Source organism: Mycobacterium adipatum (assembly GCF_001644575.1).
Taxonomy (GTDB): domain Bacteria; phylum Actinomycetota; class Actinomycetes; order Mycobacteriales; family Mycobacteriaceae; genus Mycobacterium; species Mycobacterium adipatum.
In genome coordinates this window covers 5,272,931-5,298,472 of the sequence record NZ_CP015596.1, presented here as the reverse complement: position 1 = coordinate 5,298,472, position 25,542 = coordinate 5,272,931, and the positions used below count along the sequence as shown (strand labels likewise).

Genomic DNA, 25,542 nt, shown 5'->3' with positions numbered 1-25,542 from the left:
GGGTGGGCCACAACCGAGGTGGGATCACAGATTATCTGTTTGCTCGCGCGCCGATTGACCTAGCATCGCGCACATGACGCGGGGGGCGGGGATGCACGATCGGCGGCCGTGCCGGCGATGTCGCCGACGTGGTCAGCCTTGGGTGCTCGTGACCTCACGACCCGTCTGAGCGGCCATGGTTGCCGAAGTGAACGCCGACGGTCCGGGGTCCCCGTCTGTCCTGGAGCGGTATTACGGCGTCAATCCGGTGCTGCGGGTGGGGATCCGCTGGCTGCTGATCATCGCCCTGACCGCGCTCGCGTTCCATCAGACGTTCGCCAGCCTGGCCGTCACGACCCGCGAGGGCGGCCTGGGTGGCTACATCTGGACGGTGCCGCTGATCACGGCGCTGGTGGCGATCGCCGTGGCGCGACGCAACCGCACCGAACTTCCCATTCACGACCGGCAGACCGACATCATCGTCGGGGTCATGGGTTTGGGGATGGCGGTGTTGATCCAGGCGGCCCTGCTGGAGCGCTACGCGCTGTACTTCCACGTGCTGCGCCTGGATGTGGTGGCGGCCGGTCTGTTCGTGCTGAGCTGCTGCATCGTGCTGTTCGGGTTGCGGCCGGTGATCCGGTTCGCCTGGGTGTGGGCCATGGTGGTGTTGGCCTTTCCACTGCCCTATTTCCTGGTCGTGGTGTTGTTGGGCGGCGGGAAGTTCGCCGCCGGCGCGGCGACCCTGCTGATCGCGGCGATCGGGACCGGCACCGCCGTCGGGCGGACGTTCCGCCGCGGTGTCATCGGTTCGTTGGGAGCGTGGGTGGTCGGATTCGCTGTCCTGATCGCCATCACCGAGCTCACCCCGGATGCGCCCATGGTGGTCTACCAGCAGGTGCCCGCCGTGACGGCACTCAGTGTCGTGAGCCTGGTGATGTACTTCCGGTCACGTCGTGGCGCGCCCAAGCGGCTGCTCGACCGCCGAGTGGAACCGCTGGCCGCCAAACAGGTTTGGTCGGGAGTGCCCTTGGTGGCGATGGTTGCGCTGGTCCTCGCGTCGTGCAGTCTTCCGGCCCAGGTCAGCACCGCCCCGGTCAGCAGGAGCAGTCCCGAACGGCTCGAGCAGGGTCGCCCGCTGAACGTGCCGAGCGGCTGGACCGTCACCCAACGGCACACCTACCCCCAGGTGCGGCGTCTTTACGGGGACGGGGCGGTACTGGTGCGCCAATACATGCTCGCCAATGCGGGTGATCCGCGCTGGGACAAACTGTCCCGGCCCCGCACCGTCGTCGTCGACAGCACCGTGAGTCGGCGGCCGTTCTCGTTCGACACCTATCCCGCGCGCGTGCTGTACGGGTTGACCAGTGCGCGGATCAGCGCCCCCCGCCACGTCGATCTCGGTAGCGGCGTGACCGCGAGGCTGGTGTCGGTGGTCGATGACAACCTGTTGGTAACGTGGAACTCAGTGCAGTTCGCCTGGGGGGACAGCACGATCGCGCAGCGGGTGACCATCTTCGCCGTCGACAACCACGATCCGGACGCTCCCTTCCCGACGCCGTCGACCAACGTGGCGTCCAACCTTCGCACCTTGACCACCTTGCTCTTTCGCGGGAACGCGGTCCTGGACCAGCGGGTACCGGTGTTCAAGGACGAACAGATGTTGACGATCTTTGCCCATGCTCTGATCGCCGCACAGATCGTATGACGCAGAACAGGATGGCGATTCAGGTGAACTCAGCTCCGGTCACAAAGGTGGCCCACCCGCTCTCCAAGGTGGCCTCGCGGGTCCTGCCGCTGCTGGCCGCGGCGCTGGTGCTCGGGACGTCGGCCCTGTCGGGGGTTGCCGTGGCCGAACCCGAAGATGCTGTGTCGCTGGCCAATTCGCCGACATTCAGCCTGCGCACCATCGGTCTCGACTCGACGGTGTCGCTGTACGGTATCGAGGGTCAGCAGACCTTGTCGATTCCGGTGCAGCCCGGGCTGGTACCGGCGGAATTGGTGGCCACGGTGTCACTTCCGATCAACGCGCTGGGCGGCACGCTGCAGGTCAGTCAGGATGATCGCATCATCGCGCGGGTGCCGTTGCCCGCGGATCAGGCGCCGATCACCATCCCGCTTGCCGGCGCGCGAGTGGTCGACAATGCGGTGACGGTGCTGCTTCGGAGTTATCTCTCGCTGCCCGAGGGGTATTGCATCTTCGATGCGACGAACCCGCTGAGGTTGGTGGGCACCGAGGTCCGATACTCCGGGCAGGAACTTGCGCCGGCCACCATCGCCGACTTCCTGCCACCGGTGCTGCAGCGGTTGACGCTGGCCGTCCCGCCGAACCCCTCGCGTGCCGAGTCCGATGCCGCCGTCCGGCTGGCCACCGCCACCGTGGCGCGGTACGGGCCGCAGCGCCCGGCCGTCGACATCGTCGCGGTCGACGGCGCGCTGCCCCCGCCAGTTCCGTTGGAGCGCCAGATCATGATCCGGGAGGGGGACGCGCCAGGGGTGAGCCTGCAGGGGCCCAATACCGTGCCGGCCCTGTTGATCTCCGGGTCGGCGGCGGACCTGGCCAACCAGTCGCGGCTGCTGTCCAGTGATATGTCGCGCTTGGCAGTACAGTCCCGTGCGGTGGCGGGTCCGCTGTCGACGACCCCACAGCTGCCCAGCGATCACACCACCATCCGCAAACTCGGTCAGCCCGGCGTGAATGCCACCGATCTGGTCAATCCGCGGGTGACCGTGCCGCTGGATCAGACCCGCATCGGCAGGTCGGTGCGGGATGTCCGGGTTCATCTGCAGGGGTCCTACACCCCGCTGCCGGACGGGCTCGCCGGGCAGCTGACCGTGGGTGTCGGCGGTGAGATGGTGGACCGATGGGCGACCGATCCCAGCGGTCGGATCGACCGGTGGATCGATGTTCCGCAGCGCCTGCTGGAGCGCTACACCAACCTGGACATCGCGGTGGATGCGGCGGGCAACACCGGCCGGTGCGGTGAGTTCCAGCCCATCACCTTGACCATCGACGGCGAGTCGGCCGTCGAGTCCACACTGGCCCGCCCGCCGCTGGCGGCCGGATTCCAATCCCTGCCCCAGGCGCTGATGCCGCGCATCGAGGTCGGCATGGATGACGGACTGGACAATCTGCGCCGCGCGGTGCAGATCATCACCGGGCTGCAGCGGCTGAGCGCATTACCGTTCGACACGGCCGTGATGTCCCGCGGCGATGCCATCGCCTCGGCAAACCCGGCGATCGTGGTCAGCCCGCAGGGCTGGGACGACGCCAGCATCACGCTGCCGGTGACCGTCGACGCCGACGGGGTGATCACCGTCGAGAACGTCGATGGCAGCGGCAATTCCAGCACGCTTGCCCTCGACCCGGTCGTCGGCTTCGGATCGCTGCAGACGCTTTACAGCGGCGGACGCACCCTGCTGGTCGCGACGTCGAGCGGTGCGCCGGCCGAACTCGACCGGTTGCTCATCTGGCTGGACTCCGATATCGGCCGGTGGTCGGGGTTGACCGGCAATGTCGTGGTCTCGATGCAGGGCCGCGAACCCATCCAGTTGACGACGACGGCGGCGGCCACAGACGAGGTGCCGGGCGGGGACCGTCGGACGCTGTACCTGGCCATCGGTGCGGGCGCACTGGCCGTGGCGCTGCTGGGTGCCGGGCTGGTCGTGGCGCGCAGGCGGTCCCGGGACCAGCCGTGAGGACCCCCTGGGAGATTCTCGACGCGCACACCGTCACGCCCGAACAGCAGCAGTATGCGTTGGACCGGGCGATCAACGGTCTGCGCGACGACGATCCCCGGCAGTCCGCCGCCAAACCGCTGCTGGGATGGCAGAAGCCGGTACTGCTGAGTCTGTTGGCCATTGCCGTCGCGTTCGCGTTCTGGCGGCCGATGGAGACGGCGGTCACCCTGATCGGGTTGTGCACGCTGGCATACCTTCTCACCCTGGGCGACCGGGTGCTCATCTTTCGCCGCGGGTTGGCCTCGCGGCCCATCGTGATCCCGGACGATGTCGCCAGGGCCATCCCCGAGGACGAGCTGCCCGCCTACACCATCCTGGTGCCGGCCTACAACGAACCCGAGGTGGTGGCGGACCTCATCGGCGCGATGGACTCGCTGGAGTATCCCCGCGACCGGTTGCAGGTGTTGTTGCTGTTGGAGGCCGACGACCAGGTCACCATCGATGCCGCCGAAGCGTGCGGGGAATCCGATGTCATCACCATCTTGCTGGTTCCACCGGCCGAACCACGCACCAAGCCCAAGGCGTGCAACTACGGACTGCACTTCGCCACCGGCGATATCGTCACCATCTTCGACGCGGAGGACCTGCCGGAGCCGCTGCAGCTGCGTCGCGTGGTGGCGGCCTTTCGGGACCTGTCCGACGACGTCGCCTGTGTGCAGGCCAAACTCGTGTACCACAACGGCCACCAGAATCTGCTCACCGCGTGGTTCACCGCCGAATATGGGCTGTGGTTCGGCTATCTGCTGCCCGGGATGATGGTCAGTACATCACCGATCCCGCTGGGCGGCACCTCCAATCATCTGCGCCGGCAGATGCTGCAGGGAATCGGCGCGTGGGATCCGTTCAACGTCACCGAGGACGCCGATCTCGGGCTTCGGATCGCCGCCAACGGCTACCGCACCGCGGTCATCGACTCATACACGCTGGAGGAAGCCAACAGCGACCCGATCAACTGGATACGGCAGCGATCCCGTTGGTACAAGGGCTATCTGCAGACCTGGTTGGTGCACATCCGCCGACCGGTGAAGTTGTACCGGACCCTCGGGTTGCGCAGCTTCATCCGGTTCACCCTGGTGCTGGCGGGGACGCCGATCATCGCGGTGCTCAACCTGCTGTTCTGGTTCATCACGGTGCTGTGGTTTCTGGGGCAGCCCGCGGTGGTCGGTGAGGTGTTTCCCGACCTCATCTACTTCCCGGCGCTGGTCGCCATGATCATCGGCAACTTCACCGTCATGTACATGAACATGATCGCGCTGCGCGAGGACGACAGATCCGACCTGCTGCTGGCCGCGCTGACGGTGTGGTTGTTCTGGCTGATGATGAGCGTGGCCGCGGCCAAGGGCTGCTACCAGATGATCCGCCAGCCCTCGTTCTGGGAGAAGACCTTTCACGGTCTGGCCGAGAGGCCCGACGAGGACGCCGCCCACCGGGCGGCCGCACAGAAATGACCGCGGTGCTCGGCGGGTCCGATCGCAGGTACAAGCTCACCATCTTCGTGGTGTGCCTCGTGGTGTACCTGGGCGTCGGCTGGTGGCTGCAGGTCCGCCACGGCTACATCATGGGCGACACCCTGTCACGGGTGGCCTCCACCCAGGCGGTGTTGTTCAGCCGGGACCCGCACCTGGCCGCGCTCGGCTTCATCTTCACCCCGGTCGCGGCGATGGTGCAGATCCCCGTCGTGTGGCTGAGTCCGCTCCTGCCCGACATCACCGCGCGGGCCTTCTCCGGAACGATCATGTCGGCACTGTTCATGTCCGGCGCCGCGGTGCAGCTGTACAGCATGGGTGCCGATCGTGGCCTGCCGCGCGGGTATTCGCTGACGATCACCGCGCTGTTCGCTCTCAACCCGATGATCGTCTTCTACGGATCCAACGGGATGAGTGAGGCGCCGTTCCTGTTCTTCATGGTCTGGGCGGTGCGCCGACTCATGCTGTGGATGGTCGACGATGACGTCCACCACCTGATCACCGCGGGTGGGGTGGCCATGGGGTTGGCCTACCTCACCCGCTATGACGCGTTGGCCACCGTCGCTGCGGCCGGCGTGATCGTCGGCGCGACCACCTACCTGCGGGCCAGGTCGGCGCCGCGGGTGCGCCGGATGCTGATGGACATGCTGATCGTCAGCGGACCGGGGGTGGCCGCATTTCTGGGCTGGGCGGCGGCCGGATGGTTGATCACCGGAGAGGCGTTCGCCCAGTTCACCTCTCAATACGGCAATGCCGCGATCATGGAGCAGTCAGGGGCGGTGGCGCCCAGTACCACCGAAGCGATCGGCTTTGCGGCGACGTGCATGATGCTCCTCGCGCCGACGTTGCTGCCGCTGGCACTGTGGACCGTCATGCAACGGTGGGGCCGGCCCAACTGGCAGATGATGATCGTTCCGCTCGGCATGTTCGGGGCGGTGCTCGCGTTCCAGGCGCTCAGCTACGCGCAAGGTTCGACCTTCGGATTCCTGCGGTTTTTCATCATCGCGATACCGATGGCGGCCACCCTGGCACTGCTGGGCGTTCCCGACGGCGCCCTGGCCCCCGCCAAGCGGCCCGGCAAGTACGCGCCGGTGGGGGCCGCGGCCGTCCCCGTGCGACGATCGCCGGCAACCCATGTCGCGGTGGCCGCGACGCTGGCCATCGGGATCCCGGTCACCGTCGCCGGGATGACCCAACCCGACTACGCGCCACAGGAGTACGGGTTGGTCGCGGTGCTCGCACCGGACCCCGACGATGTGTCCGAGCGCGCCGCGACCGAACAGCGCATCGCGCGGACCTTCGGCACCGAACGCAGGATTGCCGCATACCTGGAGACCCTGGACCTGCCCGACAGTTCGGTGATCACCGATACCGTCTACGGGTTCGGCATCATCGCCGCATCGTCGCGTCCGAAGACCTTCGTCATCCCGTCCGATCCCGATTTCACCGAGGTCCTCAATGATCCGAGCGGTCACGGTGTCCGCTATCTGTTGTCGGTTCCGCCGACGGGGCGCGGGACCTCCGATGCGCTGAACCTGCGGTACCCGACGCTGTATGAGACCGGGGCCGAGGTCGCGACACTGGAATTGGAGATTCCCAACGACGGTGATGGGCAGCCGGATTGGCGGCTGTACCGGGTCGACCAAACGACCGGCTGAGCGGCCAGGGAGCGGCGCGCCGGTGAAGTCGGCGTCAATTCGGCGGGTGCTGGTCATCGAGCGGGTGTAATGTCCGGGCGTCCGCCAAACCGGGAGGTCCGATGGCCGCAGAATTCCACGGCAAGATCGCGCTCGACATCCGCGATTCCGAACCTGACTGGGGGCCCTACGCCGCCCCCGTCGCGCCCGCGGACGCGCCCAATGTGCTCTACCTCGTCTGGGACGATATCGGCATCGCGACCTGGGACTGCTTCGGCGGGCTGGTCGAGATGCCCGCGATGCGCCGCATCGCGGACAAGGGTGTGCGGCTGTCACAGTTCCACACCACCGCGCTGTGTTCCCCGACCCGCGCGGCGCTGCTGACCGGCCGCAACGCCACCACGGTCGGGATGGCCATCGTCGAAGAGTTCACCGAGGGTTTCCCCGGTATCAACGGCCGGATCCCCAATGAAACGGCGCTGATCTCGGAGGTGCTGGCCGAGCACGGCTACAGCACCTCGTGCGTGGGCAAGTGGCATTTGACACCGCTGGAAGAGTCCAATCTGGCTGCCACCCGCAGGCATTGGCCGTTGTCCCGTGGCTTCGACCGGTTCTACGGCTTCATGGGTGGCGAAACCGACCAGTGGTACCCGGAGCTGATCTACGACGGGCATCCCGTCGAGGCGCCCGCCACCCCCGAGGAGGGCTACCACCTCTCCAAGGACATCGCGGACCGGGCAATCGAGTTCATCCGTGATTCGACGATGATCGCCCCCGACAAGCCGTGGTTCTCCTATGTCTGCCCCGGCGCCGGACACGCGCCCCATCACGTGTTCAAGGAGTGGGCCGACAAATACGCCGGCACCTTCGACATGGGGTACGAGCGGTACCGGGAGATCGTGCTGGAGAACCAGAAGCGGATGGGTATCGTGCCGCCGGATACCGAACTGTCACCGGTCAATCCCTACGGCGACGTCACGGGGCTGGACGGACAGCCCTGGCCCGAGCAGGACACCGTGCGTCCGTGGGATTCGCTGAGCGACGAAGAGAAGAAGCTGTTCGCCCGCATGGCCGAGGTGTTCGCCGGCTTCCTGTCCTATACCGACGCTCAGATCGGCCGCATTCTCGACTATCTCGAGCAGTCCGGCCAGCTGGACAACACGATCATCGTGGTGATCAGCGACAACGGGGCAAGCGGTGAGGGCGGGCCGAACGGCTCGGTCAACGAAGGCAAGTTCTTCAACGGGTACATCGACACGGTCGAGGACAGCATGCGCTTCTTCGACGAGCTGGGCGGCCCCACCACCTACGGCCATTACCCGATCGGCTGGGCGATGGCGTTCAACACCCCTTACAAGCTCTACAAGCGGTACGCCTCGCATGAGGGTGGCATTGCCGACGCGGCGATCATCTCTTGGCCCGCAGGGCTTTCCGCGCATGGGGAGATCCGAGACAACTATGTCAATGTCTGCGACATCACCCCGACCGTGTACGACCTGCTGGGCATCGTCGCGCCCCCGACCGTGAAGGGCATTCCGCAGAAGCCGCTCGATGGCATCAGTTTCAAAGTGGCCCTTGATGATCCGGACGCACCGACCGGAAAGGAGACCCAGTTCTACACGATGCTGGGGACCAGGGGAATCTGGCATCGGGGCTGGTTCGCCAGCGCTGTGCACCCCGCCGCTCCGTCGGGATGGTCGCATTTCGACCAGGACCGCTGGGAGCTCTTCCACCTCGACGCCGACCGCAGCCAGTGCCACGATGTGGCCGCAGACCACCCGGACAAGCTCGCCGAGATGCAGGCGTTGTGGCTTTCGGAAGCCGAGAAGTACAACGGGATACCGCTGTCCGACCTCGGGGTGTTCGAGATGATCACCCGCTGGCGTCCGTCGCTGGCCGGTGACCGGACGAGCTACGTCTACTATCCGCACACCGCTCCTGTCGCGGTCGGCGGTTGCGTCAACATCGCGGGACGCTCGTTCTCGGTGCTGGCCGAGGTCACCATCGACAGCGACGACGTGCGGGGCGTGTTGTTCAAGCAGGGCGCCGGACACGGTGGCTACGTGCTCTACATCGACGAGGGCCGGCTGCAGTTCGTATACAACTTCTTCGGCGAGGAAGAACAACACGTGGGCGTCACCGAACCGCTGGCGACCGGCGCGCATGTGGTCGGCGTCGGCTTTGCGCGGACCGGCACCGTGGACGGTAGCCACACCCCGGTCGGCGATGTCACGCTCTACGTGGACGGCGCCGCCGTGGCCGCCCGTGCGGACGTGAAGGCCCATCCGGTGATGTTCGGCCTGGCCGGTGGCGGGGTCAGTGTGGGACGCAACGCGGGTCAACCCGTGTCCACTGCCTACCGGGCGCCGTTCGAGTTCACCGGCGGCACGATCGGCCGCATCGTGGTCGATGTGTCGGGTGCGGCGTACCCTGATGCCGAGCGCGAACTCGCGCGGGCGTTCGCGAGGGACTGATGAACGGCGGCGGGAGGACCTCGACCGCAGTGATGCTGTGCTGTGCCGTCCTGACGGCGGTGTCGTGCACGAAGCCCGGGCAGGGAACGCCGGTGGCCGACAGCGTCACTGCGGCCACCACAGCGACGACCACAGAGACGACCACGGCGAGGACCACCGCGCCGGCCGACCCCGGCACCGCGACCGGCGTTACCGGGCACCCGGATTTCGGTGTGGTGCCGACCAGCACGACGGCCGTCCCCGCGGGCGCCGTCACCTGCGAGCCGGAGCCGCGCCCGGCGGTCGGCATGGTGGCCAAGGTGGCCGACGCGAAGGCGCCCGTCGTCACGGTCGCCGTCCCCGAGGGCTGGTCCATGCAGAGTGGGGCCGGTGACATCGGCGCCGAGTTCACCGGTCCGGCGGGGATGTCGGCGACGGTGCGGATCGCGGCGACCACGCTGGACCCGCAGGCCGCATTCGCCGAGTACGCCGAGGCTCTCACCGCTGAGGCCGCGGAGAGTTCGCTGAGCGTGCTGCCCGCCGAATTGTGCGGCTACAGCGGGCAGAAGATGCTCGGCGCGGTGTCCGACACCCCCGAGGGGTCAGTCGAGTTCGTCGACCGTGTCGTGCACGTGTGGACCAACACCGGTCAATACCTGGTGTCGGTGCACACCGAAGCGCCGGCCGATACCGACGGATTCGATGCGCCGGCAGGGGAATTGACCGGAGATTTCGAGGTCCGGATTCCGTGACGACCGCTGCGGCGGTCAGCGGCTACCGCGCGGACACGTCGATCAGCAGCGTGCGCGACAACCGCAGGTGGCCGAGCACCGCGACGGCTGAGGTCAGTGCGGTCGCCACGGCGAAGGGCACCGCGATGTGCCAGCGCAGCAGCAGGGCGCCGGCCACTGCTCCGGCGAAGATCGCGGCGATGGCCCCGAATCGACGGTTGAGCAGCACCCCGCCGCCGCGGCGGGTCCAGGTCTCGCCCGCCAGTGACGCCAGCGTGGAGGTCACCACGACGGTGGTCATGTCGGCGACCCCGACGGCCCGGGCGACCATGGCTTGGGAACCCATCACCGCGGCCGTCGCGGCGGCCATCATCACCTGGAGGGCCGGCCCGGACTGATCGCCCACCACGACGGCGACGGCGGTCAGCGCGGCCAACGTCACTGCGCCGAGCGTGAGCAGCACGGTGACCCGGTGTTGCCAGCCCTTGGCCCCGGCCCGCAACACCAGTCCGGCGACGAAAGCCGCCGCCGTGAACGCGGCCAGCGCGATCGCCGGACCCAGCACCGGCAGATCGTCCGCACCCGCCACGCCCATGCCGAGGATGACGATGTTGCCGGTCATGTTGCCGGTGAACACCCGGTCCAGGGCCAGGAAGCCGACCGCGTCGACGACCCCGGTGACGAAGGTGAGGGTGACGGTCGCGGCCAGGGCCAGCTTCTCCTCGGTCTCGGTCAGTGCCATCAGAAGACGAGAATGGCGAAGACCGTGGAGAGCACCAGACCGGCCATCACCGGCAGGAAGCACTTGCGCGCCAGGGTCAGCACCGGGACCCGAGCGAAGCCGGCGACCGCGATCAGCGAGGACCAGGCCACCAGGGTGCCGCCTCCGGACCAGATGTTGCCCATCTGGCCGATGGCGGCCAGGGTGGCCGGATCCATGTTGGCGGCGGGGCCGAGCGCGCCGGCCAGCGAGCCCGTCAACGGCAGACCGCTGAATCCGGAACCATCAAGTCCGGCAACGATTCCCACGAAGAGCACACCGAAACCGAGGACGAACGGGCTGGGCGTCACATGCGCCATTGCGGCACTGATCAGGTCGAAGAGGAAGGCCGGCCCGGTGGCGTCGGCTCCCATCCCGAGCACGCGTGCGGAGAAGTCGCCACTGCCGATGAAGAAGAACCCGGCGATCGGCAACACGACGCCCATCGCCTTGAAGGCGAACACCAGCCCGTCGATGATGTGGGTGGACGAGCTTTCCAGGCAGTCGCGCTTGTCGTTGGTCAGGCAGGCGGCGAACAGCAGGATCGCCGCGATACCGCCGACGATGCCCGCCGCGTCGCCACCCTGCAGCGGCGGCACCAGCGAGGTGAATTTCCCGAGCAGCAGGTAGACGATGAACGCGAGGTAGGCGGCGGGCACCAGGGTGGCGAATATCTTCGCGGCCAACGAGTTCGACGGGGCGGGCTCGGTCAGCGTGTCCGCCGCCACCAGCGTTGCGGTGGCCGACGTGCCACCGGAGCCCGTCGGCACCGGGGTGCGACCGTCGCCACCGTCGCGAGCCGACCCGGTACCACCGGCACCGGAACCCGGTCCGTCCTCGGGCAGGCCGAGCTTGTCGGCCTTGTTCTCCCAGGCGACCAGCAGATCCGCCGACGGCTTCCGCCATGTCCTGCGCTGCATGACGTAGGTGATGAGCAGCGCGGCGATACCGGTGATCAGCGAGAGCACCAGCGCCTTGTCGGCCACACCGTCGGGGTCGACCCCGGCCGCGGTCGCCGAGATACCGGGCGCGACCTTGATGATGTAGTCCGACGACAGCGCCATGCCCTGCCCGGCGATGGCGATCACCATGCCCACCGACAGCGGGCTCAGGCCGGCGCGGATGGCCACCGGTATCAGCACGGCGCCCACCAGTGGGACGGCCGGCGTGGGCCAGAAGAACAGCGAGATGACGTAGGTGACGATCGCGAGGGTGATGAAGCTGCTGGTGCCCGCGCGCATCACCCGCCGGAACGGGGTCACCATCAGTTTGTCGGCACCCATCTCACGCAGCGCGCCCAGCATGGCGGTGATGAACGCGATGATGAGGAAGATGTTGAACAGCTCCTGGGCGGCGACCAGGCTGGCATTGAAGATCGACGAGAGTCCGGTCACGATGCTGCCCGAAAACACCCACGCGGTAAGCAGAGTCGCGATGACCGCCGGCACGACGATGTTCTTGCGGAGCGCCATCGTGATGAGAATGACGACAATCCCGGCCAGGTAGATCCAATGGGCCGCGCTCAGGTGTATGTCCATTGAGGGTCTTTTCACTCACAACTGCTCGTGGGCTGTGCAGTCTGATGCAGGAATGCTGGGCCCGTTGCCCGGACGGGTCAACGCACACTGTGCACAACGCTGTGCGCACGCCCCTGTGCAACGTGTTCCGACATTGTCATCCTGATGTCGCGGTGTTTCGCAGACGTTAAAATCCGCGGCCCGGTGGGGGGTGTCACCCTGTGCACACCCGGAGCGTGGTGTGCATGATGCCCGAATACGGGCAACGTCGCTGTGCGCCTTGACTCACCCGGACGTCACCCCTGCCGCGTGGGGAGTGAGACAGTAACTGGACCGATGCACGTGCGTGCATCCCCGCGCATCCACTCCACAGATCGGCCACGGAAGTCCCCGCCATGACTGATACAGACAGCCGCGCGCCGGCGGGCCCGGCCGTCCCCGAAGGAGCCGGCACGCCGCTGGCGCTGGCCGCGCTGCTCTCCGGGACCCTGGTCGGCACGGTGAGCAACAACGTCGTGAACGTGCCCATGCCGGCGATCCTCGCCGAGTTCGACGCACCGCTGGGCAGCGGCGTGTTCGTGGTGGTCGGCTTTCTGATGACGTTCACCGCGACGATGCCGCTCGTCGGCTGGATCGGCGACCGATTCGGCCGGCGCCGGATGTACTGCGCGTCGATGCTCGCGACGGCGGTATGCGCCGTCGGTGCGGCGACCGCGCCGTCGCTGGAACTGCTGATCCTGTGGCGCTGCCTGGGCGGTGCGGCGGCCTCGGCGTTGGGCCCGGCCGTGCTCGGCCTGCTGACCTGGCTGTTCGCCGGGGAGCGCCGGGGCAGAGCGGTGGGGCTGTGGGCCTCGGTGAACGGTATCGGTCAGGCCATCGGTCCCACCATGGGTGGTTTTGTCGCCGACGGCTGGGGGTGGCGCTGGGTCTTCGTGCCGTTGGTGCCGGTCGCCCTGGCCGGGTTCGTGGGCACGCTGCGCCACATCCCCCGCCATCCGGGCACCCGGATGCGTTTCGACACCGTCGGCGCCGTCGCACTGACACTGGGATCCGGGCTGCTCATCCTCGCGGTGGCACTCATCCCGGCCCAGGGACTTTCGGTCGCGGTCGGCGTCGCCGTGGTGGTGTCGGTGGCGATCCTGGTCTTCTTCGTCCGGCACTGCCTCCGGGTGCCCACACCCTTCGTGGACGTCCGACTGGTTGCGGAGGCCCGGTTCGTGCGCAGCACCCTCGGTGCGTTCGCGTTCATGTTCAGCCTGGGCGCCACGCTGCTCGCGGTGCCCCTCTACCTGGTCGGCAGCGGCCGGACCGGGTCGCTGGCCGGCGTGGTGCTGTTGGCGATCCCGGCCTCGATGGTGATCCTCGGCCCGCTGGTCGGACGTTACCTCGACAAGATCGGTGCCCGCCGGGTGCTGCGGACGGGCCTGTCGCTGCTGATCTTCGGTCAGGCGCTGCTCGCGGTGGCTGTCGGTCAGCATCTGCTCGAAAGGCGTTGGGGCCTGGCCGGCTTCGTCGCGATCCTGGTGCTGATCGGGATCGGGACGGCGTTGGTGCAGACGCCGGCGGCCACCGGGGCCACTCGCTCGCCGGCGGGAGCCCAAGGCACCGGGCTCGGGCTGTTCAATCTGGTGCGCTTCGGCGGGTCGGCGATGGGAGCCGCGTGGGTCGCCATCGCCTTGGACCTCGACACCACCATCGGCTTCACGTTGGCGTTCGCGATGGTCTGCGGTGTCGCGGTGCTCGGCCTGGCGGGCTCGTTCATCGGGCCCGACCCGACACCGCAACGGTGACCGGTCAGCGAAAGCTGGCCTCGCGGTCGACGGCGGTGTGCACCTCACTGAGCAGGTCGAGCCGGATCGCCAACCAGACGGTGAACTGATTGTCGGGCACGCGCACGTCCAACCCGATCGCCCGCGACACCCGATCCAACTTGGTCAGCATGGTGTTGCGGTGCACATTGAGCACCCTGGCGGTGGCATTGACGTTCCCGCCGTTGGCCAGGTAGCCGGTCAGGAAATCGCGCAGATCCGGAGTACCGCGCAGCGGCCCCAGTATGTCGTTGACCAGGGCCTTGCTCTGCTCGGTCTCGGCGATCTCGGCGAGCACGGTGAAACTGCGCAGATCCTGGTACGCCACCGCGCCGGTGAGGCCCAGTCTGCGCGCGATGCCCAGTGCGATACGGGCCTCTCGGTAACTGGCGGAGACGGACTGCGCGCCGGTCACCGGCCTGCTGTAGCACACGGCGACGGCTGCGCCGCGACGGTTCTCCAGCTCACCGGCCATCGCCTCGGCGTAATGCACCATCTCGCGGCGCCGCGCGGCGTCGTCCGCACCACACAGCGACCGCACCACCACCAGGACATCGCCGAGCACAGTGACATACGAGCGCACGGCCGGGTCCGGTGCCACGTTGGCGGCGTAGCGGGCCAACCGCACCATGCTGGCCGCGGGATTGTCCGCACCGTGCGGTATCGCCCCCGGGGCGACGAAAACACCGAACTGCGAATCGATGTCGACATCGTGGTACTCGGCCCGGGCGCGCATATCGTGCTCGCTGGAGAAGTGTCCGTGCACCAGGGCCTGGACGAAATCGCCGCGGGCGCGTTCCTCGGCCTCGTCGACGCTGTGCTGTCGCAGCATCTCCGAACCGATGATCGCCGTCGCCTGTTCGGTGACGACCCTGTGCCGCGCCAGATCATGGGCTCCGGGCTCGGCGCCCGGGACCAGGACGACCACCCAGCCCTCGAACGCCTTGCCGAGCCGGATGGCGGTGGAGATCACCGTCCAGGTGTTGGCGTGCAGGTCGGTGAGATGTTCGACGCGGGTGTCGTGGTGTCCGGAGAGCCGGGCCGCGGCCGGCAGGTCGACGGTGAGCCTGGGCACGATGAGCTCGGTGAGGGCCCCCGCCGCCTCGGCGGACACACCGTTATGGGCCACGATGTGGCCGCGGGCGTCGAGCGCCAGCGCCGGATTACGGGCCAGGTTGGACACCTCGCGGATCAAGATCTGCAGGCCGGCCCCACGGTGGAACAGCCCCGCCAGGGACGCGTGCACGTGGGTGGCGTACCGCATCACGTGCACTTCCTGGCTCAGCGCCCGCTCGGCGAGCAGCCGGTTCAACGCGGTGAACCCGACCGGAAATGCCGTCTCGACCACCACCAGACCGGCCGGCAGGGCGGACGGGAAATCGGCGGGCACCGAACCGTCGACTACCAGCGTCGTCGCCCCGCGGGCGGCCAGCGCCGCCAGCGCGCCCGCGGTGCCCAGCAGCGCCTCCGGGCGCGCGTAGACCGCCACACCGTCGAGCGGCTCGTGCCGGGACAGCACCTCGGAAAGGGGCAGCACCCAATGCAACTCGCGGCCCAGATGATCGTCTCCGGCGACCACCCGGGCGCCGGACATAAGTGATTCGTCCAGCAAACCGGCGACCGTCATCCGGTCCCCGTGGGGGTGCTCTGGTGCCATGTCCTCACCTGCCCTGTGCGAAGCGATCATCGAGGTGGCGGGCTCGAACCAACACCATCACATTCTCGACTGCCCACAGACTATGTGCACCTTGACCACGATGCGTCCGATAAAGCCGACATTGTGACCAAGGCGCAGGTGCGCTCGCCCCGGTAGACATTCACCAGGCACACCGCCGGCGGGCGAGATCGCCCGTCACACCCGGATTCGGCCAGCGCCGACAATCTCAGGAGGTCAGCAGAATGCACCAGATCTACCGGATCACCCTCGACGACGCCCTGCCGCTGCTCGCCGCCGGGCGCGCCAAGGCCGAGGAGATCGGTGTCAAGCAGACCCTGTGCATCTGTGATGACGGCGGCAATGTCCTTGCTCTGCACCGACTTCCGGGTGCCCGGTTGACGGGCGTGGACATCTCGATCGCCAAGGCGTTCACCGCCGCGGGTCACGAGCGGGCCACCCACCTGTTCAACGAGGCACCCGACGGGCCGGCGTTGCCGGGCAACGAGGCCTTCGGAATCAGCCATATGCTGCCCGGCAAGTTCGCCGTATTCGTCGGTGGCTTCCCGCTCGTGTTCAACGGCCAGATCATCGGCGGGGTCGGCATCAGCGGTGGTAACGGTGCACAGGACAAGGCGGTCGGAGCGGCGATCCTCGCCGAGTTCGAGGCGCTGACCGCGGCGGTCGGCACGCACTGAGGCCGGTGTGCACCATGACTCGGGGTGACGGGCATCGGAGGTGATGTTGTCCATGTCCCAACCCCAGAGTCGAAGGTTAATGTCGCTGGTGCACAGGCGACTTCGCAGCGCAGCGGCGTCTTGCAGCCCCATCAGATGCGAAACACCCTTCAAAGTCGGTGGTTTCGCGAAATCAACAGATCGAAGGGATCGAATCCATGACTGAGTTGCTGGGCCGGGACGAGTTCCGCGCCGAACTCGAGAACGCCATCAAGGGCCGTGAGGCCAAGAACGCATCCTTCTCCAAGGCGTGGGCCGAGGGGCAGCTGGAGCGCCACCACTTCGCGCGCTGGGCGGAGAACCACTTTCACTACGTCGGACCGTTCGCCGATTACCTGGCCAACATCTACTCCAACACCCCCGACGAGTTCACCGGCGCGAAGGATTTCACGCTGCAGAACATGTACGAGGAGGAGCTCGCCGACATCCGGCACACCGACCTGCTGATCAAGTTCGGCGAGGCGTGCGGCACCACCAAGGAACGCATCGAGGACCCGAACAACATGAACGCCATCACCCGTGGCCTGCAGTCCTGGTGCTATGCGGTGTCGCAGCGCGAACACTTCGTGGTGGCCACCGCCGCGCTGGTGGTGGGTCTGGAATCGCAGGTGCCCAGCATCTACACCAAGCAGATCGTGCCGCTGCGCGAGGTCTACAAGTTCACCGAGGACGAGATCGAGTTCTTCGATCTGCACATCACCTCCGATGTGGTGCACGGCGAACGCGGCTACCAGATCGTGCTGGACCACGCCGACACCGTGGCGCTGCAGCAGCGCTGCCTGCAGATGGTGCGCTGGGGCGCGGAGATGCGGTTCTCTTACACCAAGGGTCTGTACGACACCTATGTCGCACCCGAGCTGGAGCCCGCCGGCGTCTGAGAGACCTCGGCGCGCCCTCGCCAGCCACGCACGCGCGGGCGTGCCGGGATCGGACAGGAGAATCATGGAGTGGACCGCGGTCGCCACCGCACGAGAACTGGGCAGACGCCGCAAGCTGCGGGTCGAGGTCGACGGTCTGGCCATCGCGCTGTTCCAGACCGAAGGGCGGGTGTATGCCTTCGCCGATCTCTGTGTGCACCAAGATCGTTCGCTGTTCAAGGGGACGCTGCTGCACGGCAAGGTGATCTGCCCGGGCCACCAATGGCAGTTCGACCTGGAGACCGGCCACGAGGCCGATCAGGATCGGTGCCAGCCCACCTACCCGGTGCGCGTCGACGACGACGGCACCATCTACGTCAACCTCGCGCCGGAAACCGTGCCGGCCCGCACCGCAGAGGAGGCGCGGACATGACACCGCGCACCATCGTCACCGTCGGCGCCGGCCAGGCCGCCGCCGTCGCCGCCCGCAACCTGCGCCGGCAGGGCTTCGACGGCCGCATCGTGCTCATCGGGGACGAACCCCACGCGCCCTATCAGCGGCCGCCGCTGTCCAAGGAATTTCTGGCGGGCACCGAGAGCGAGTCGGCCCTGTGGATTCTGCGGCCCAGCTGGATCGCCGACAACGACATAGAGATTCTCACCGGAACCAGCGTGGCCCGGGTGGAACCCGGCACCCGCACCGTGGCACTGGACAGCGGAGTCGACATCACCGCCGACGCAGTGCTTTTCGCGACCGGGGGCAGTCCGCGCCGGGTGGCGGTGCAGGGTCCGCGCCCGGACCTGGTGCACTACCTGCGCACCCTCGACGATGCCGTGGCGCTGGCTCGGGTGCTGGTACCGGGCAAGCGGCTGGCCATCGTCGGCGCGGGTTTCATCGGTCTGGAGATCGCGGCCACCGCGGCCGCGGCGGGGGTGGCGGTCACCGTGTTCGAATCGGTACCGGTGCCGCTGGCCCGCATCCTCGGAACGGCGATGGGCCAGGCCGTCAGCGGGCTGCACCGCGACAACGGCGTGGATCTGCGCACCGGCGTGCAGCTGGACGGCATCCGGACCACCGGCGACGGCGTGGTGATCGAGGTATCGGGCAGCGCAACGCCTTTCGAGGCCGACGCCGTCGTGATCGGCATCGGCATCACACCGAACACCGCCGCCGCCGAGGCCTCCGGCCTGCACGTGCGCGACGGCGTCGTGGTGGACGCGTCGGGCCGCAGCAGCATCCCGAACATCTACGCCGCCGGTGATGTGGCCCGCCGATATTCAGCGCGGGCGGGCCGCCACATTCGCTCGGAACACTTCGACAACGCCAGCAGGCAGGGCGTCGCGGTGTCCAACGCGATGCTGGGCCGCGACACCGTCTCCGATGATGCGCCGTGGTTCTGGTCGGATCAGCACGGCCGCAACCTCCAATTCGTGGGCGTGGCCACCGGGGATCCGGTGATCCGCGGCGATGTCGGCGCGCTGGACTTCACCGGCTTCTATCTGGAGGGCTCCACCGTGTGCGGCGCGTTCGCCATCGACCGCGGCGAGGACATCATGGCGGTGCGGGAACTGCTGGGCCGCGATGTCGACATCGCGGCCCTGTGCGACGAGGACATCGACCTGTGGGACCTCGCGTACGCAGACATCGACGAAGAAACGCAGGTGCAGCGGTGATCACCGGACTCAACCTGATCGGCGGCGCCTGGGTGCCCGCCCGCTCGGGAAACACCTTCACCCGGACCAATCCGGCCGACCCCACCGATGTGATCGGGAACTTCCCGGCGTCGGGCCCCGAGGACGTCGCCAACGCGGTGGACGGGCTGGTGAAGGCCGCACCCGGTTGGGCGGCGACCGCACCCGAGCGCCGCGCGGCGATCCTGGAATCGGCTGCGGCCCAGCTGGTGCAGCGCGCGCCCGAGCTGATCGCCGAGCTGGTGCGCGAGGAGGGCAAGACAGTCGCCGAGGCCACCATGGAGGTCAGTCGGACACCGGCCAACCTGCGGTACTACGCCGCCGAGGCGACCCGCTGCGCCGGGGTGACGCTGCCGGCGGTGGGGGACACCCTGCTGTACACGCTGCGCGAACCCGTCGGTGTGGTCGGGGCGATCACCCCGTGGAACTTCCCGCTCAACATCCCCTCGCGCAAGCTCGGCCCCGCTCTCGCGGTCGGAAACCCGGTGCTGTTCAAGCCGTCCGAGATCACCCCCCTGATGGGGCAACGTCTCGTCGAGGCGTTGCTGGCCGGCGGGTTGCCGCCGTCGGTGATCGCGCTCGTCCAGGGCGACGGGGCCCCAGGCGCCGCGGTGGCGGCCGACGAGCGGATCGCCGCGGTCACGTTCACCGGTTCCACCGGGGTCGGTCGGGCGATCCATGCCCAGGTCGGGCCGCACCGGCGGGTGCAGTTGGAGATGGGTGGCAAGAACCCGGTGCTCGTCGCCGATGACGCCGACCTCGACCGCGCGGCGGCCCTGATCGTCAAGGGCGCCTTCGGATTGTCCGGGCAGGCCTGCACCGGCACCAGCCGGGTGATCGCGACCGACGCGGTGCACGACGACCTGGTCGAGCGGGTCATCCGACGCACCGACGCATTGGTGGTCGGCCCCGGCTGCGACGCCGGTGTCGACATGGGGGCACTGGCCAGCGCACAGCAACTCGACAAGTTCGCGCACTACGTGGCCACCGGTGTCGCCGAAGGTGCGCGGCTGCGCTGCGGGGGCACCACCGTGGAGGTGGCCGGCGGCCCGGGCGGCCACTTCGTGCGACCCGCGGTGTTCACCGACACCGACCCCACGATGCGCATCGTGACCGAAGAAGTGTTCGGCCCGCTGCTGGCGTTCCAGCGTGCCGGCTCGTTCGAGGAGGCGATCGAGTTGGCCAACGCCACCGAGTTCGGGCTGTCCGCGGCCATCGTCACCTCGGACCTGGCCACCGCGCAGACGTTCGCCCGCCGGTCGCGCACTGGGTTGGTGAAGATCAATCAACCGACCACCGGGATGGCGATGAATGCGCCGTTCGGCGGGTACAAGGCATCATCGACGGCGACGTTCAAGGAACAGGCCGGTGCCTCGATGATGGAGTTCTACCTGGCCGAGAAGACCGTCTATCTCGACGCCTGACCCTTCCTTGGTCATCACAGAAACACGGAGAGCAACAATGGAATTCGTTCGGGTAGCGCGATCCGGGCAGGTGCCCGAGGGGATAGTCCGCCGGTTCTACTCCGGCGATCACGAGTTCGCCGTGGCACGGCTGAACGGCAAGGCCTACGCGACGTCGAACTACTGCACCCATCTGGACTGCCTGCTGTCCTCGGGCAAGCTGCGCGACGACGGGATCGGCTGCTCCTGTCATGGCAGTGCGTTCGACCTGGAGACCGGCGAACCGATCAGCCCGCCGGCCACCGAACCCATCAAGACCTTCCCGTGCCAGGAACGCGACGGCGAGATCTTCGTCGGTGTCGAGCCGGGGGAGGCGCCCGCGGGCCCGACCCGCCGGGCCCGCCGGGGGCTGTGATGAACGCGGCGCCTCGGCCGCCGGCGCTGTCGGCGGGCGGCATGGTCAGCAGCAGTCATCCGGCGGCCAGTTTGGCCGGTGCCCGGGTGCTGGCCGACGGGGGTAACGCCATCGACGCGACCCTGGCGATGGCCGGGCTGACCTGGCTGACGTTGCCCGGCCAGTGCGGTATCGGCGGCGACGCCTTCGCGGTGGTCCGCGAACCCGACGGGCGGGTGTGGACCGTCAACGGATCCGGTTTCGGTCCCGACGGGGGTACCCCGGATTTCTATGCCGGGCAAGGCCTTACCGCGATACCGCTGGATGGCCCGCTGGCCGTCGCGGTGCCCGGCGCTCCCGCCGCGCTGGCGGCACTGCATGACGGCGGGGCCACCCGGTCGCTGCCGGAGCTGTGGGAACCGGCCGCCCGTATCGCCGAGCAGGGGCTGCCCTGTTCGGCGCGCACCGCCGGTGATGTCGGTGAGGCGGCCCGCGCGGTCGCCGCCGATCCCGGACTTGCCGAGATCTATGCACCGCACGGTGTTGCCGCCGCGGTGGGGCGCAGGCTGCCGCAACCGGCGCTGGCGGCCACCATCCGTGCCTTGGCGCAGCACCCGGTGAGCTTCTACACCGGCGAGTTCGCCGAACGCGCCGTGGCGGCGTTGCAGGCCGGCGGCGCGCCGTTCAGCGGCGACGAATGGGCGGCGGGCGCGCAGGTGACCCCGGAGCGCGCCGTCACCGGGCGCTACGCCGGCGCGGTGCTGCACCAGACGCCGCTGCCGACGCCGGGCTGGATGGTGCTGCAGCAGGCGGCGCTGTGCGACGGCGTCCTCGCTGCGGCCGACTGGCTGTCGGCGGCCGGCATCGACCGGCTCGCCCGCGCCGCCCGACTGTCGTTTGTAGACCGATTTGCATTGTGCGGCAGCGATAATCGTCGCGACGGTGCCGACTACATCCTGACCGCCGAACGCCTGGACGCGCAACGCCGCGATCTCGACGCCCGCACCGAAGTCCGCGGCCCGATCGCGGTCGCGGCGGGTGACACCACCTCGACGGTGGCGGTGGATGCCGACGGCCGGGCGGTCAGCTTCATCCATTCGCTGGCGTTCACCTTCGGCGCGAAATTCACGGTGCCGGGCACCGGGGTGGTGCTCAACAACCGTCTCGGCCGAGGCGCCTACCTGTTACCCGGGCATCCCAACGAGGTGAAACCGCGCCGGAAACCGTTGCACACGCTCAACGCCTGGATCGTCACCGACGACGCGGGTGCGCTCAAGCACGTCGGCAACACCCCGGGCGGCGACGGGCAGGTGCAGTGGAACATGCAGCTGATCTCCCACCTCCTCGACCATGGCCGTGATCCCGCCGAAGCGGTGGCGGCACCCCGGTTCACCGTCTTCCCGGGTTCGGACGCCGACGTCGTCGGCGCCCCCGACGAACTGCGCGTCGAGGCCGCCCTGCCCGCTGCGGTGCGCGACGAACTGGCCGTTCTCGGGCACCGCCTCGTCGTGCAACCCGATCACGGTGCCGGCGGCAGCGCCCAGCTGATCTCCGTCGACGAGCGGGGTGTGCTCAGCGGTGCCGCCGACCCCCGCCAGGAGGGTGTGGCGCTCGGTGTCGACTGACTGGGCGGTGCCCGCCCCGCAGGGCGACTATGTGCCCGCGGTGTGCCACGACGGCGTCATCCACACCGCGGGTATGACGCCCCGACGCGCCGGTGTGCTGGTCTTCACCGGTGTCGTCGGGGCCACCCTGAGTGCCGAGGAGGCGCGCGCGGCGGCCGGGCTCGCGGCGCGCAACGCGCTCGGCGCGGCCCGGGCGGCGATGCCGGGACCTGGGACGTTGCGCTGCCTGCGGATGACGGTGTTCATCGCCTGCACGCCCGAATTCACCGCGCTCAGTGCGGTCGCCGACGGCGCCTCCGCCGTGCTGGCGGCCGAACTCGGCGTCGCCGCGCTGCCCGCCCGCAGCGCGATCGGGGTCTGTGCCCTACCGTCCGGGGCGCCCGTCGAAGTGGAGCTCAGCGCCGCCGTCGTCTGACCCGTGCCGCCCCCGATGAGCTGGGATTTGGCTCTGCGCAGGTCGTCCCCTAGACTCTAGGGGTTGCCTGGGGCAGACCTCGGTTCTCTCATGTGAGAAAACCCTGCGTGCTCTCGGGGTGACAAAGACCGCGCACGTCAGGTCGGTATCTGCCGTGCACACATAACCAGGTCAGGAGATCGAGTGATTCAGCAGGAATCGCGGCTGAAGGTCGCCGACAACACGGGTGCCAAGGAGATCTTGTGCATCCGCGTTCTCGGTGGCTCGTCGCGGCGCTATGCCGGCATCGGCGACATCATCGTGGCGACCGTCAAGGAAGCCATCCCGGGCGGCAACGTCAAGCGTGGCGATGTGGTCAAGGCCGTCGTGGTGCGCACCGTCAAGGAACGTCGCCGTGCCGATGGCAGCTACATCAAGTTCGACGAGAACGCCGCCGTCATCATCAAGGCGGACAACGATCCGCGCGGCACCCGCATCTTCGGCCCGGTGGGCCGCGAGCTGCGTGAGAAGAAGTTCATGAAGATCGTTTCGCTCGCCCCGGAGGTGCTGTAAATGAAGGTGCACAAGGGTGACACCGTGCTCGTGGTCTCCGGTAAGGACAAGGGCGCCAAGGGCAAGGTCATCGAGGCGTACCCGTCCCGCGAGAAGGTCCTCGTCGAGGGCGTGAACCGGATCAAGAAGCACACCGCGCAGTCGCAGAACGAGCGCGGCGCCTCCTCCGGCGGCATCGTCACGCAGGAGGCGGCCATCCACGTCTCCAACGTGATGGTCATCGACTCCGACGGCAACCCCACCCGCATCGGCTACCGCGTCGACGAGGAGTCGGGCAAGAAGGTTCGGGTCTCCAAGCGCAATGGCAAGGACATCTGAGAATGACCACAGTAGAAAACGCCGCCAAGGTGCAGCCGCGGCTCAAGCAGCGCTACCGCGAGGAAATCAAGGACGCGCTCAACCAAGAGTTCAACTACGCCAACGTGATGCAGATCCCCGGCGTGGTGAAGGTCGTCGTCAACATGGGTGTCGGTGACGCCGCCCGCGACGCGAAGCTGATCAACGGCGCGGTCAACGACCTGGCCCTGATCACCGGTCAGAAGCCCGAAATCCGCAAGGCACGTAAGTCCATCGCCCAGTTCAAGCTGCGCGAAGGCATGCCGATCGGCGCCCGGGTGACACTGCGCGGCGACCGCATGTGGGAGTTCCTGGACCGCCTGGTCTCCATCGCGCTTCCCCGTATCCGCGACTTCCGTGGCCTGAGCCCCAAGCAGTTCGACGGCAGCGGTAACTACACCTTCGGGCTCTCGGAGCAGTCGGTGTTCCACGAGATCGACGTGGATTCCATCGATCGCCCCCGCGGCATGGACATCACCGTCGTCACCACGGCGACCAACGACGACGAAGGACGAGTGCTGCTGCGGGCCCTCGGCTTTCCGTTCAAGGAGAACTGAGCAATGGCAAAGAAGGCTCTGGTCAACAAGGCCAACAAGAAGCCGAAGTTCGCGGTGCGCGGATACACCCGGTGCAACCGGTGCGGTCGTCCGCACGCAGTGTTCCGCAAGTTCGGCCTGTGCCGGATCTGCCTGCGCGAAATGGCGCACGCGGGCGAACTGCCCGGTGTCCAGAAGTCCAGCTGGTAACCAGCATTCATTCGAATACAAATTTCGGAAGGCCCACTGTGAGCAATGAGCACATGGGAACCGCCGCAAGGAAGGTGAACCGGCTGTCATGACGATGACCGATCCCATCGCAGACTTCTTGACGCGTCTGCGTAACGCCAACTCGGCGTACCACGATGAGGTGACTCTGCCCCACTCGAAGATCAAGGCGAACATCGCCGAGATCCTCAAGAAAGAGGGCTACATCTCCGATTACCGCACCGAGGATGCCCGCGTGGGCAAAGCCCTTGTGGTGCAGCTGAAGTACGGCCCCAGCCGGGAGCGCAGCATCGCGGGCCTGCGCCGGGTGAGCAAGCCCGGTCTGCGGGTCTACGCAAAGTCCACCAATCTGCCTCGGGTGCTCGGCGGCCTGGGCGTGGCGATCATCTCCACGTCCTCCGGTCTGCTCACCGATCGCCAGGCAACTCGACAAGGCGTGGGCGGCGAAGTCCTCGCTTACGTCTGGTAGGGGAACGAAAAACATGTCGCGTATTGGAAAGCAGCCGGTCCTGGTTCCTGCCGGGGTCGATGTGGCCATTGATGGCCAGAACGTGTCGGTCAAGGGGCCCAAGGGCACCCTGACCCTGGATGTCGCCGAGCCGATCGTGGTCTCGCGCAACGACGATGGCGCCATCGTGGTGACCCGCCCCGACGACGAGCGGCGCAGCCGCTCGCTGCACGGGCTGTCCCGCACCCTGGTGGCCAACCTGGTCACCGGTGTCACCGAGGGCTACACCCGCAAGATGGAGATCTTCGGCGTCGGCTACCGCGTCGCGCTCAAGGGTGCCAACCTGGAGTTCGCGCTCGGCTACAGCCACCCGGTCCTCATCGAAGCGCCCGAGGGCATCACGTTCGCGGTCGAGACACCCACGAAGTTCTCGATCACGGGCATCGACAAGCAGAAGGTCGGCCAGATCGCCGCGGTCATCCGCCGCCTGCGCCGCCCCGACCCGTACAAGGGCAAGGGCGTGCGGTACGAGGGTGAGCAGATCCGCCGCAAGGTCGGAAAGACAGGTAAGTAACC

The 25,542-nt window shown here is 67.9% G+C and carries 24 protein-coding genes; 21 read left to right on the top strand and 3 right to left on the bottom strand.

What is annotated here, in order from left to right:
• The first annotated feature begins 175 nt into the window (after nt 1-175).
• The 6 genes from A7U43_RS25215 to A7U43_RS25190 all read left to right on the top strand — a co-directional run bounded on the left by A7U43_RS25215 (nt 176) and on the right by A7U43_RS25190 (nt 10,025).
• On the top strand, nt 176-1,684 hold the full coding sequence (locus A7U43_RS25215) for a hypothetical protein (RefSeq protein ID WP_068000428.1): 1,509 nt from the start codon (nt 176-178) through the stop codon (nt 1,682-1,684).
• Between the two features lie 47 nt (nt 1,685-1,731).
• Nucleotides 1,732-3,675, top strand: a complete 1,944-nt coding sequence (locus tag A7U43_RS25210; RefSeq protein WP_231963461.1) for a cellulose biosynthesis cyclic di-GMP-binding regulatory protein BcsB — start codon at nt 1,732-1,734, stop codon at nt 3,673-3,675.
• Nucleotides 3,672-5,165, top strand: coding sequence for a glycosyltransferase (locus A7U43_RS25205; protein ID WP_231963460.1), 1,494 nt, complete (start codon nt 3,672-3,674; stop codon nt 5,163-5,165). The genes A7U43_RS25210 and A7U43_RS25205 overlap by 4 nt, the downstream gene beginning before the upstream one ends.
• The gene (locus A7U43_RS25200) at nt 5,162-6,841 is read left to right on the top strand and encodes an ArnT family glycosyltransferase (protein WP_068000426.1); all 1,680 of its coding nucleotides are present in this window, start codon (nt 5,162-5,164) and stop codon (nt 6,839-6,841) included. Before A7U43_RS25205 ends, A7U43_RS25200 begins: the two co-directional genes overlap by 4 nt.
• A gap of 101 nt (nt 6,842-6,942) precedes the next feature.
• A complete protein-coding gene (locus A7U43_RS25195) occupies nt 6,943-9,294 on the top strand; it encodes an arylsulfatase (RefSeq protein ID WP_068000423.1) in 2,352 nt (783 codons plus the stop codon).
• 92 nt (nt 9,295-9,386) lie between these two features.
• Entirely contained in the window at nt 9,387-10,025 is a 639-nt protein-coding gene (locus A7U43_RS25190) for a hypothetical protein (protein ID WP_231963459.1), read from the top strand.
• Nucleotides 10,026-10,047: 22 nt separating this feature from the next.
• Here the strand turns inward: A7U43_RS25190 and A7U43_RS25185 are convergent, their stop codons facing one another.
• On the bottom strand, nt 10,048-10,746 hold the full coding sequence (locus tag A7U43_RS25185; RefSeq protein ID WP_068000418.1) for a YoaK family protein: 699 nt from the start codon (nt 10,744-10,746) through the stop codon (nt 10,048-10,050).
• On the bottom strand, nt 10,746-12,302 hold the full coding sequence (locus tag A7U43_RS25180) for a hypothetical protein (protein ID WP_068000415.1): 1,557 nt from the start codon (nt 12,300-12,302) through the stop codon (nt 10,746-10,748). The genes A7U43_RS25185 and A7U43_RS25180 overlap by 1 nt, the downstream gene beginning before the upstream one ends.
• Before the next feature lie 374 nt (nt 12,303-12,676).
• Here A7U43_RS25180 and A7U43_RS25175 point away from each other — a divergent pair, with 374 nt between their 5' ends.
• Entirely contained in the window at nt 12,677-14,071 is a 1,395-nt protein-coding gene (locus tag A7U43_RS25175; protein WP_068000412.1) for an MFS transporter, read from the top strand.
• A 4-nt stretch (nt 14,072-14,075) separates the two neighbouring features.
• Here A7U43_RS25175 and A7U43_RS25170 read toward each other — a convergent pair whose 3' ends face one another.
• A complete protein-coding gene (locus A7U43_RS25170) occupies nt 14,076-15,746 on the bottom strand; it encodes a PucR family transcriptional regulator (protein WP_068000410.1) in 1,671 nt (556 codons plus the stop codon).
• 242 nt (nt 15,747-15,988) lie between these two features.
• On the opposite strand from A7U43_RS25170, the gene A7U43_RS25165 reads away from it, so the two are divergent.
• From A7U43_RS25165 to rplF, 14 genes are all read left to right on the top strand, one after another.
• Nucleotides 15,989-16,441, top strand: coding sequence for a GlcG/HbpS family heme-binding protein (locus tag A7U43_RS25165; protein WP_068000407.1), 453 nt, complete (start codon nt 15,989-15,991; stop codon nt 16,439-16,441).
• A gap of 197 nt (nt 16,442-16,638) precedes the next feature.
• Nucleotides 16,639-17,358 (top strand): TenA family transcriptional regulator, encoded by a 720-nt coding sequence (locus tag A7U43_RS25160; RefSeq protein WP_068000404.1) that lies wholly within the window; start codon nt 16,639-16,641, stop codon nt 17,356-17,358.
• Between the two features lie 64 nt (nt 17,359-17,422).
• Nucleotides 17,423-17,770 (top strand): Rieske (2Fe-2S) protein, encoded by a 348-nt coding sequence (locus tag A7U43_RS25155; protein ID WP_068000402.1) that lies wholly within the window; start codon nt 17,423-17,425, stop codon nt 17,768-17,770.
• Complete coding sequence (locus tag A7U43_RS25150) at nt 17,767-19,011, top strand: NAD(P)/FAD-dependent oxidoreductase (protein WP_068000398.1); 1,245 nt, start codon at nt 17,767-17,769, stop codon at nt 19,009-19,011. The genes A7U43_RS25155 and A7U43_RS25150 overlap by 4 nt, the downstream gene beginning before the upstream one ends.
• Nucleotides 19,008-20,453: an aldehyde dehydrogenase family protein gene (locus A7U43_RS25145; protein ID WP_068000395.1), complete on the top strand. Its 1,446-nt coding sequence runs from the start codon at nt 19,008-19,010 to the stop codon at nt 20,451-20,453. Before A7U43_RS25150 ends, A7U43_RS25145 begins: the two co-directional genes overlap by 4 nt.
• Before the next feature lie 37 nt (nt 20,454-20,490).
• Nucleotides 20,491-20,847, top strand: coding sequence for a Rieske (2Fe-2S) protein (locus A7U43_RS25140; protein WP_068000392.1), 357 nt, complete (start codon nt 20,491-20,493; stop codon nt 20,845-20,847).
• The gene (locus A7U43_RS25135; RefSeq protein WP_068000389.1) at nt 20,847-22,451 is read left to right on the top strand and encodes a gamma-glutamyltransferase family protein; all 1,605 of its coding nucleotides are present in this window, start codon (nt 20,847-20,849) and stop codon (nt 22,449-22,451) included. The genes A7U43_RS25140 and A7U43_RS25135 overlap by 1 nt, the downstream gene beginning before the upstream one ends.
• Nucleotides 22,441-22,866, top strand: coding sequence for a RidA family protein (locus tag A7U43_RS25130; RefSeq protein ID WP_068003739.1), 426 nt, complete (start codon nt 22,441-22,443; stop codon nt 22,864-22,866). The genes A7U43_RS25135 and A7U43_RS25130 overlap by 11 nt, the downstream gene beginning before the upstream one ends.
• A gap of 183 nt (nt 22,867-23,049) precedes the next feature.
• Nucleotides 23,050-23,418: a 50S ribosomal protein L14 gene (gene rplN / locus A7U43_RS25125; protein ID WP_068000387.1), complete on the top strand. Its 369-nt coding sequence runs from the start codon at nt 23,050-23,052 to the stop codon at nt 23,416-23,418.
• A complete protein-coding gene (gene rplX / locus A7U43_RS25120) occupies nt 23,419-23,736 on the top strand; it encodes a 50S ribosomal protein L24 (RefSeq protein ID WP_068000385.1) in 318 nt (105 codons plus the stop codon).
• Nucleotides 23,737-23,738: 2 nt separating this feature from the next.
• A complete protein-coding gene (rplE, locus tag A7U43_RS25115) occupies nt 23,739-24,311 on the top strand; it encodes a 50S ribosomal protein L5 (protein ID WP_068000382.1) in 573 nt (190 codons plus the stop codon).
• A 3-nt stretch (nt 24,312-24,314) separates the two neighbouring features.
• Entirely contained in the window at nt 24,315-24,500 is a 186-nt protein-coding gene (locus tag A7U43_RS25110) for a type Z 30S ribosomal protein S14 (protein ID WP_020109913.1), read from the top strand.
• 88 nt (nt 24,501-24,588) lie between these two features.
• Complete coding sequence (gene rpsH / locus A7U43_RS25105) at nt 24,589-24,987, top strand: 30S ribosomal protein S8 (protein WP_068000379.1); 399 nt, start codon at nt 24,589-24,591, stop codon at nt 24,985-24,987.
• A gap of 13 nt (nt 24,988-25,000) precedes the next feature.
• Entirely contained in the window at nt 25,001-25,540 is a 540-nt protein-coding gene (rplF, locus tag A7U43_RS25100) for a 50S ribosomal protein L6 (RefSeq protein ID WP_068000376.1), read from the top strand.
• Nucleotides 25,541-25,542 lie beyond the last annotated feature (2 nt).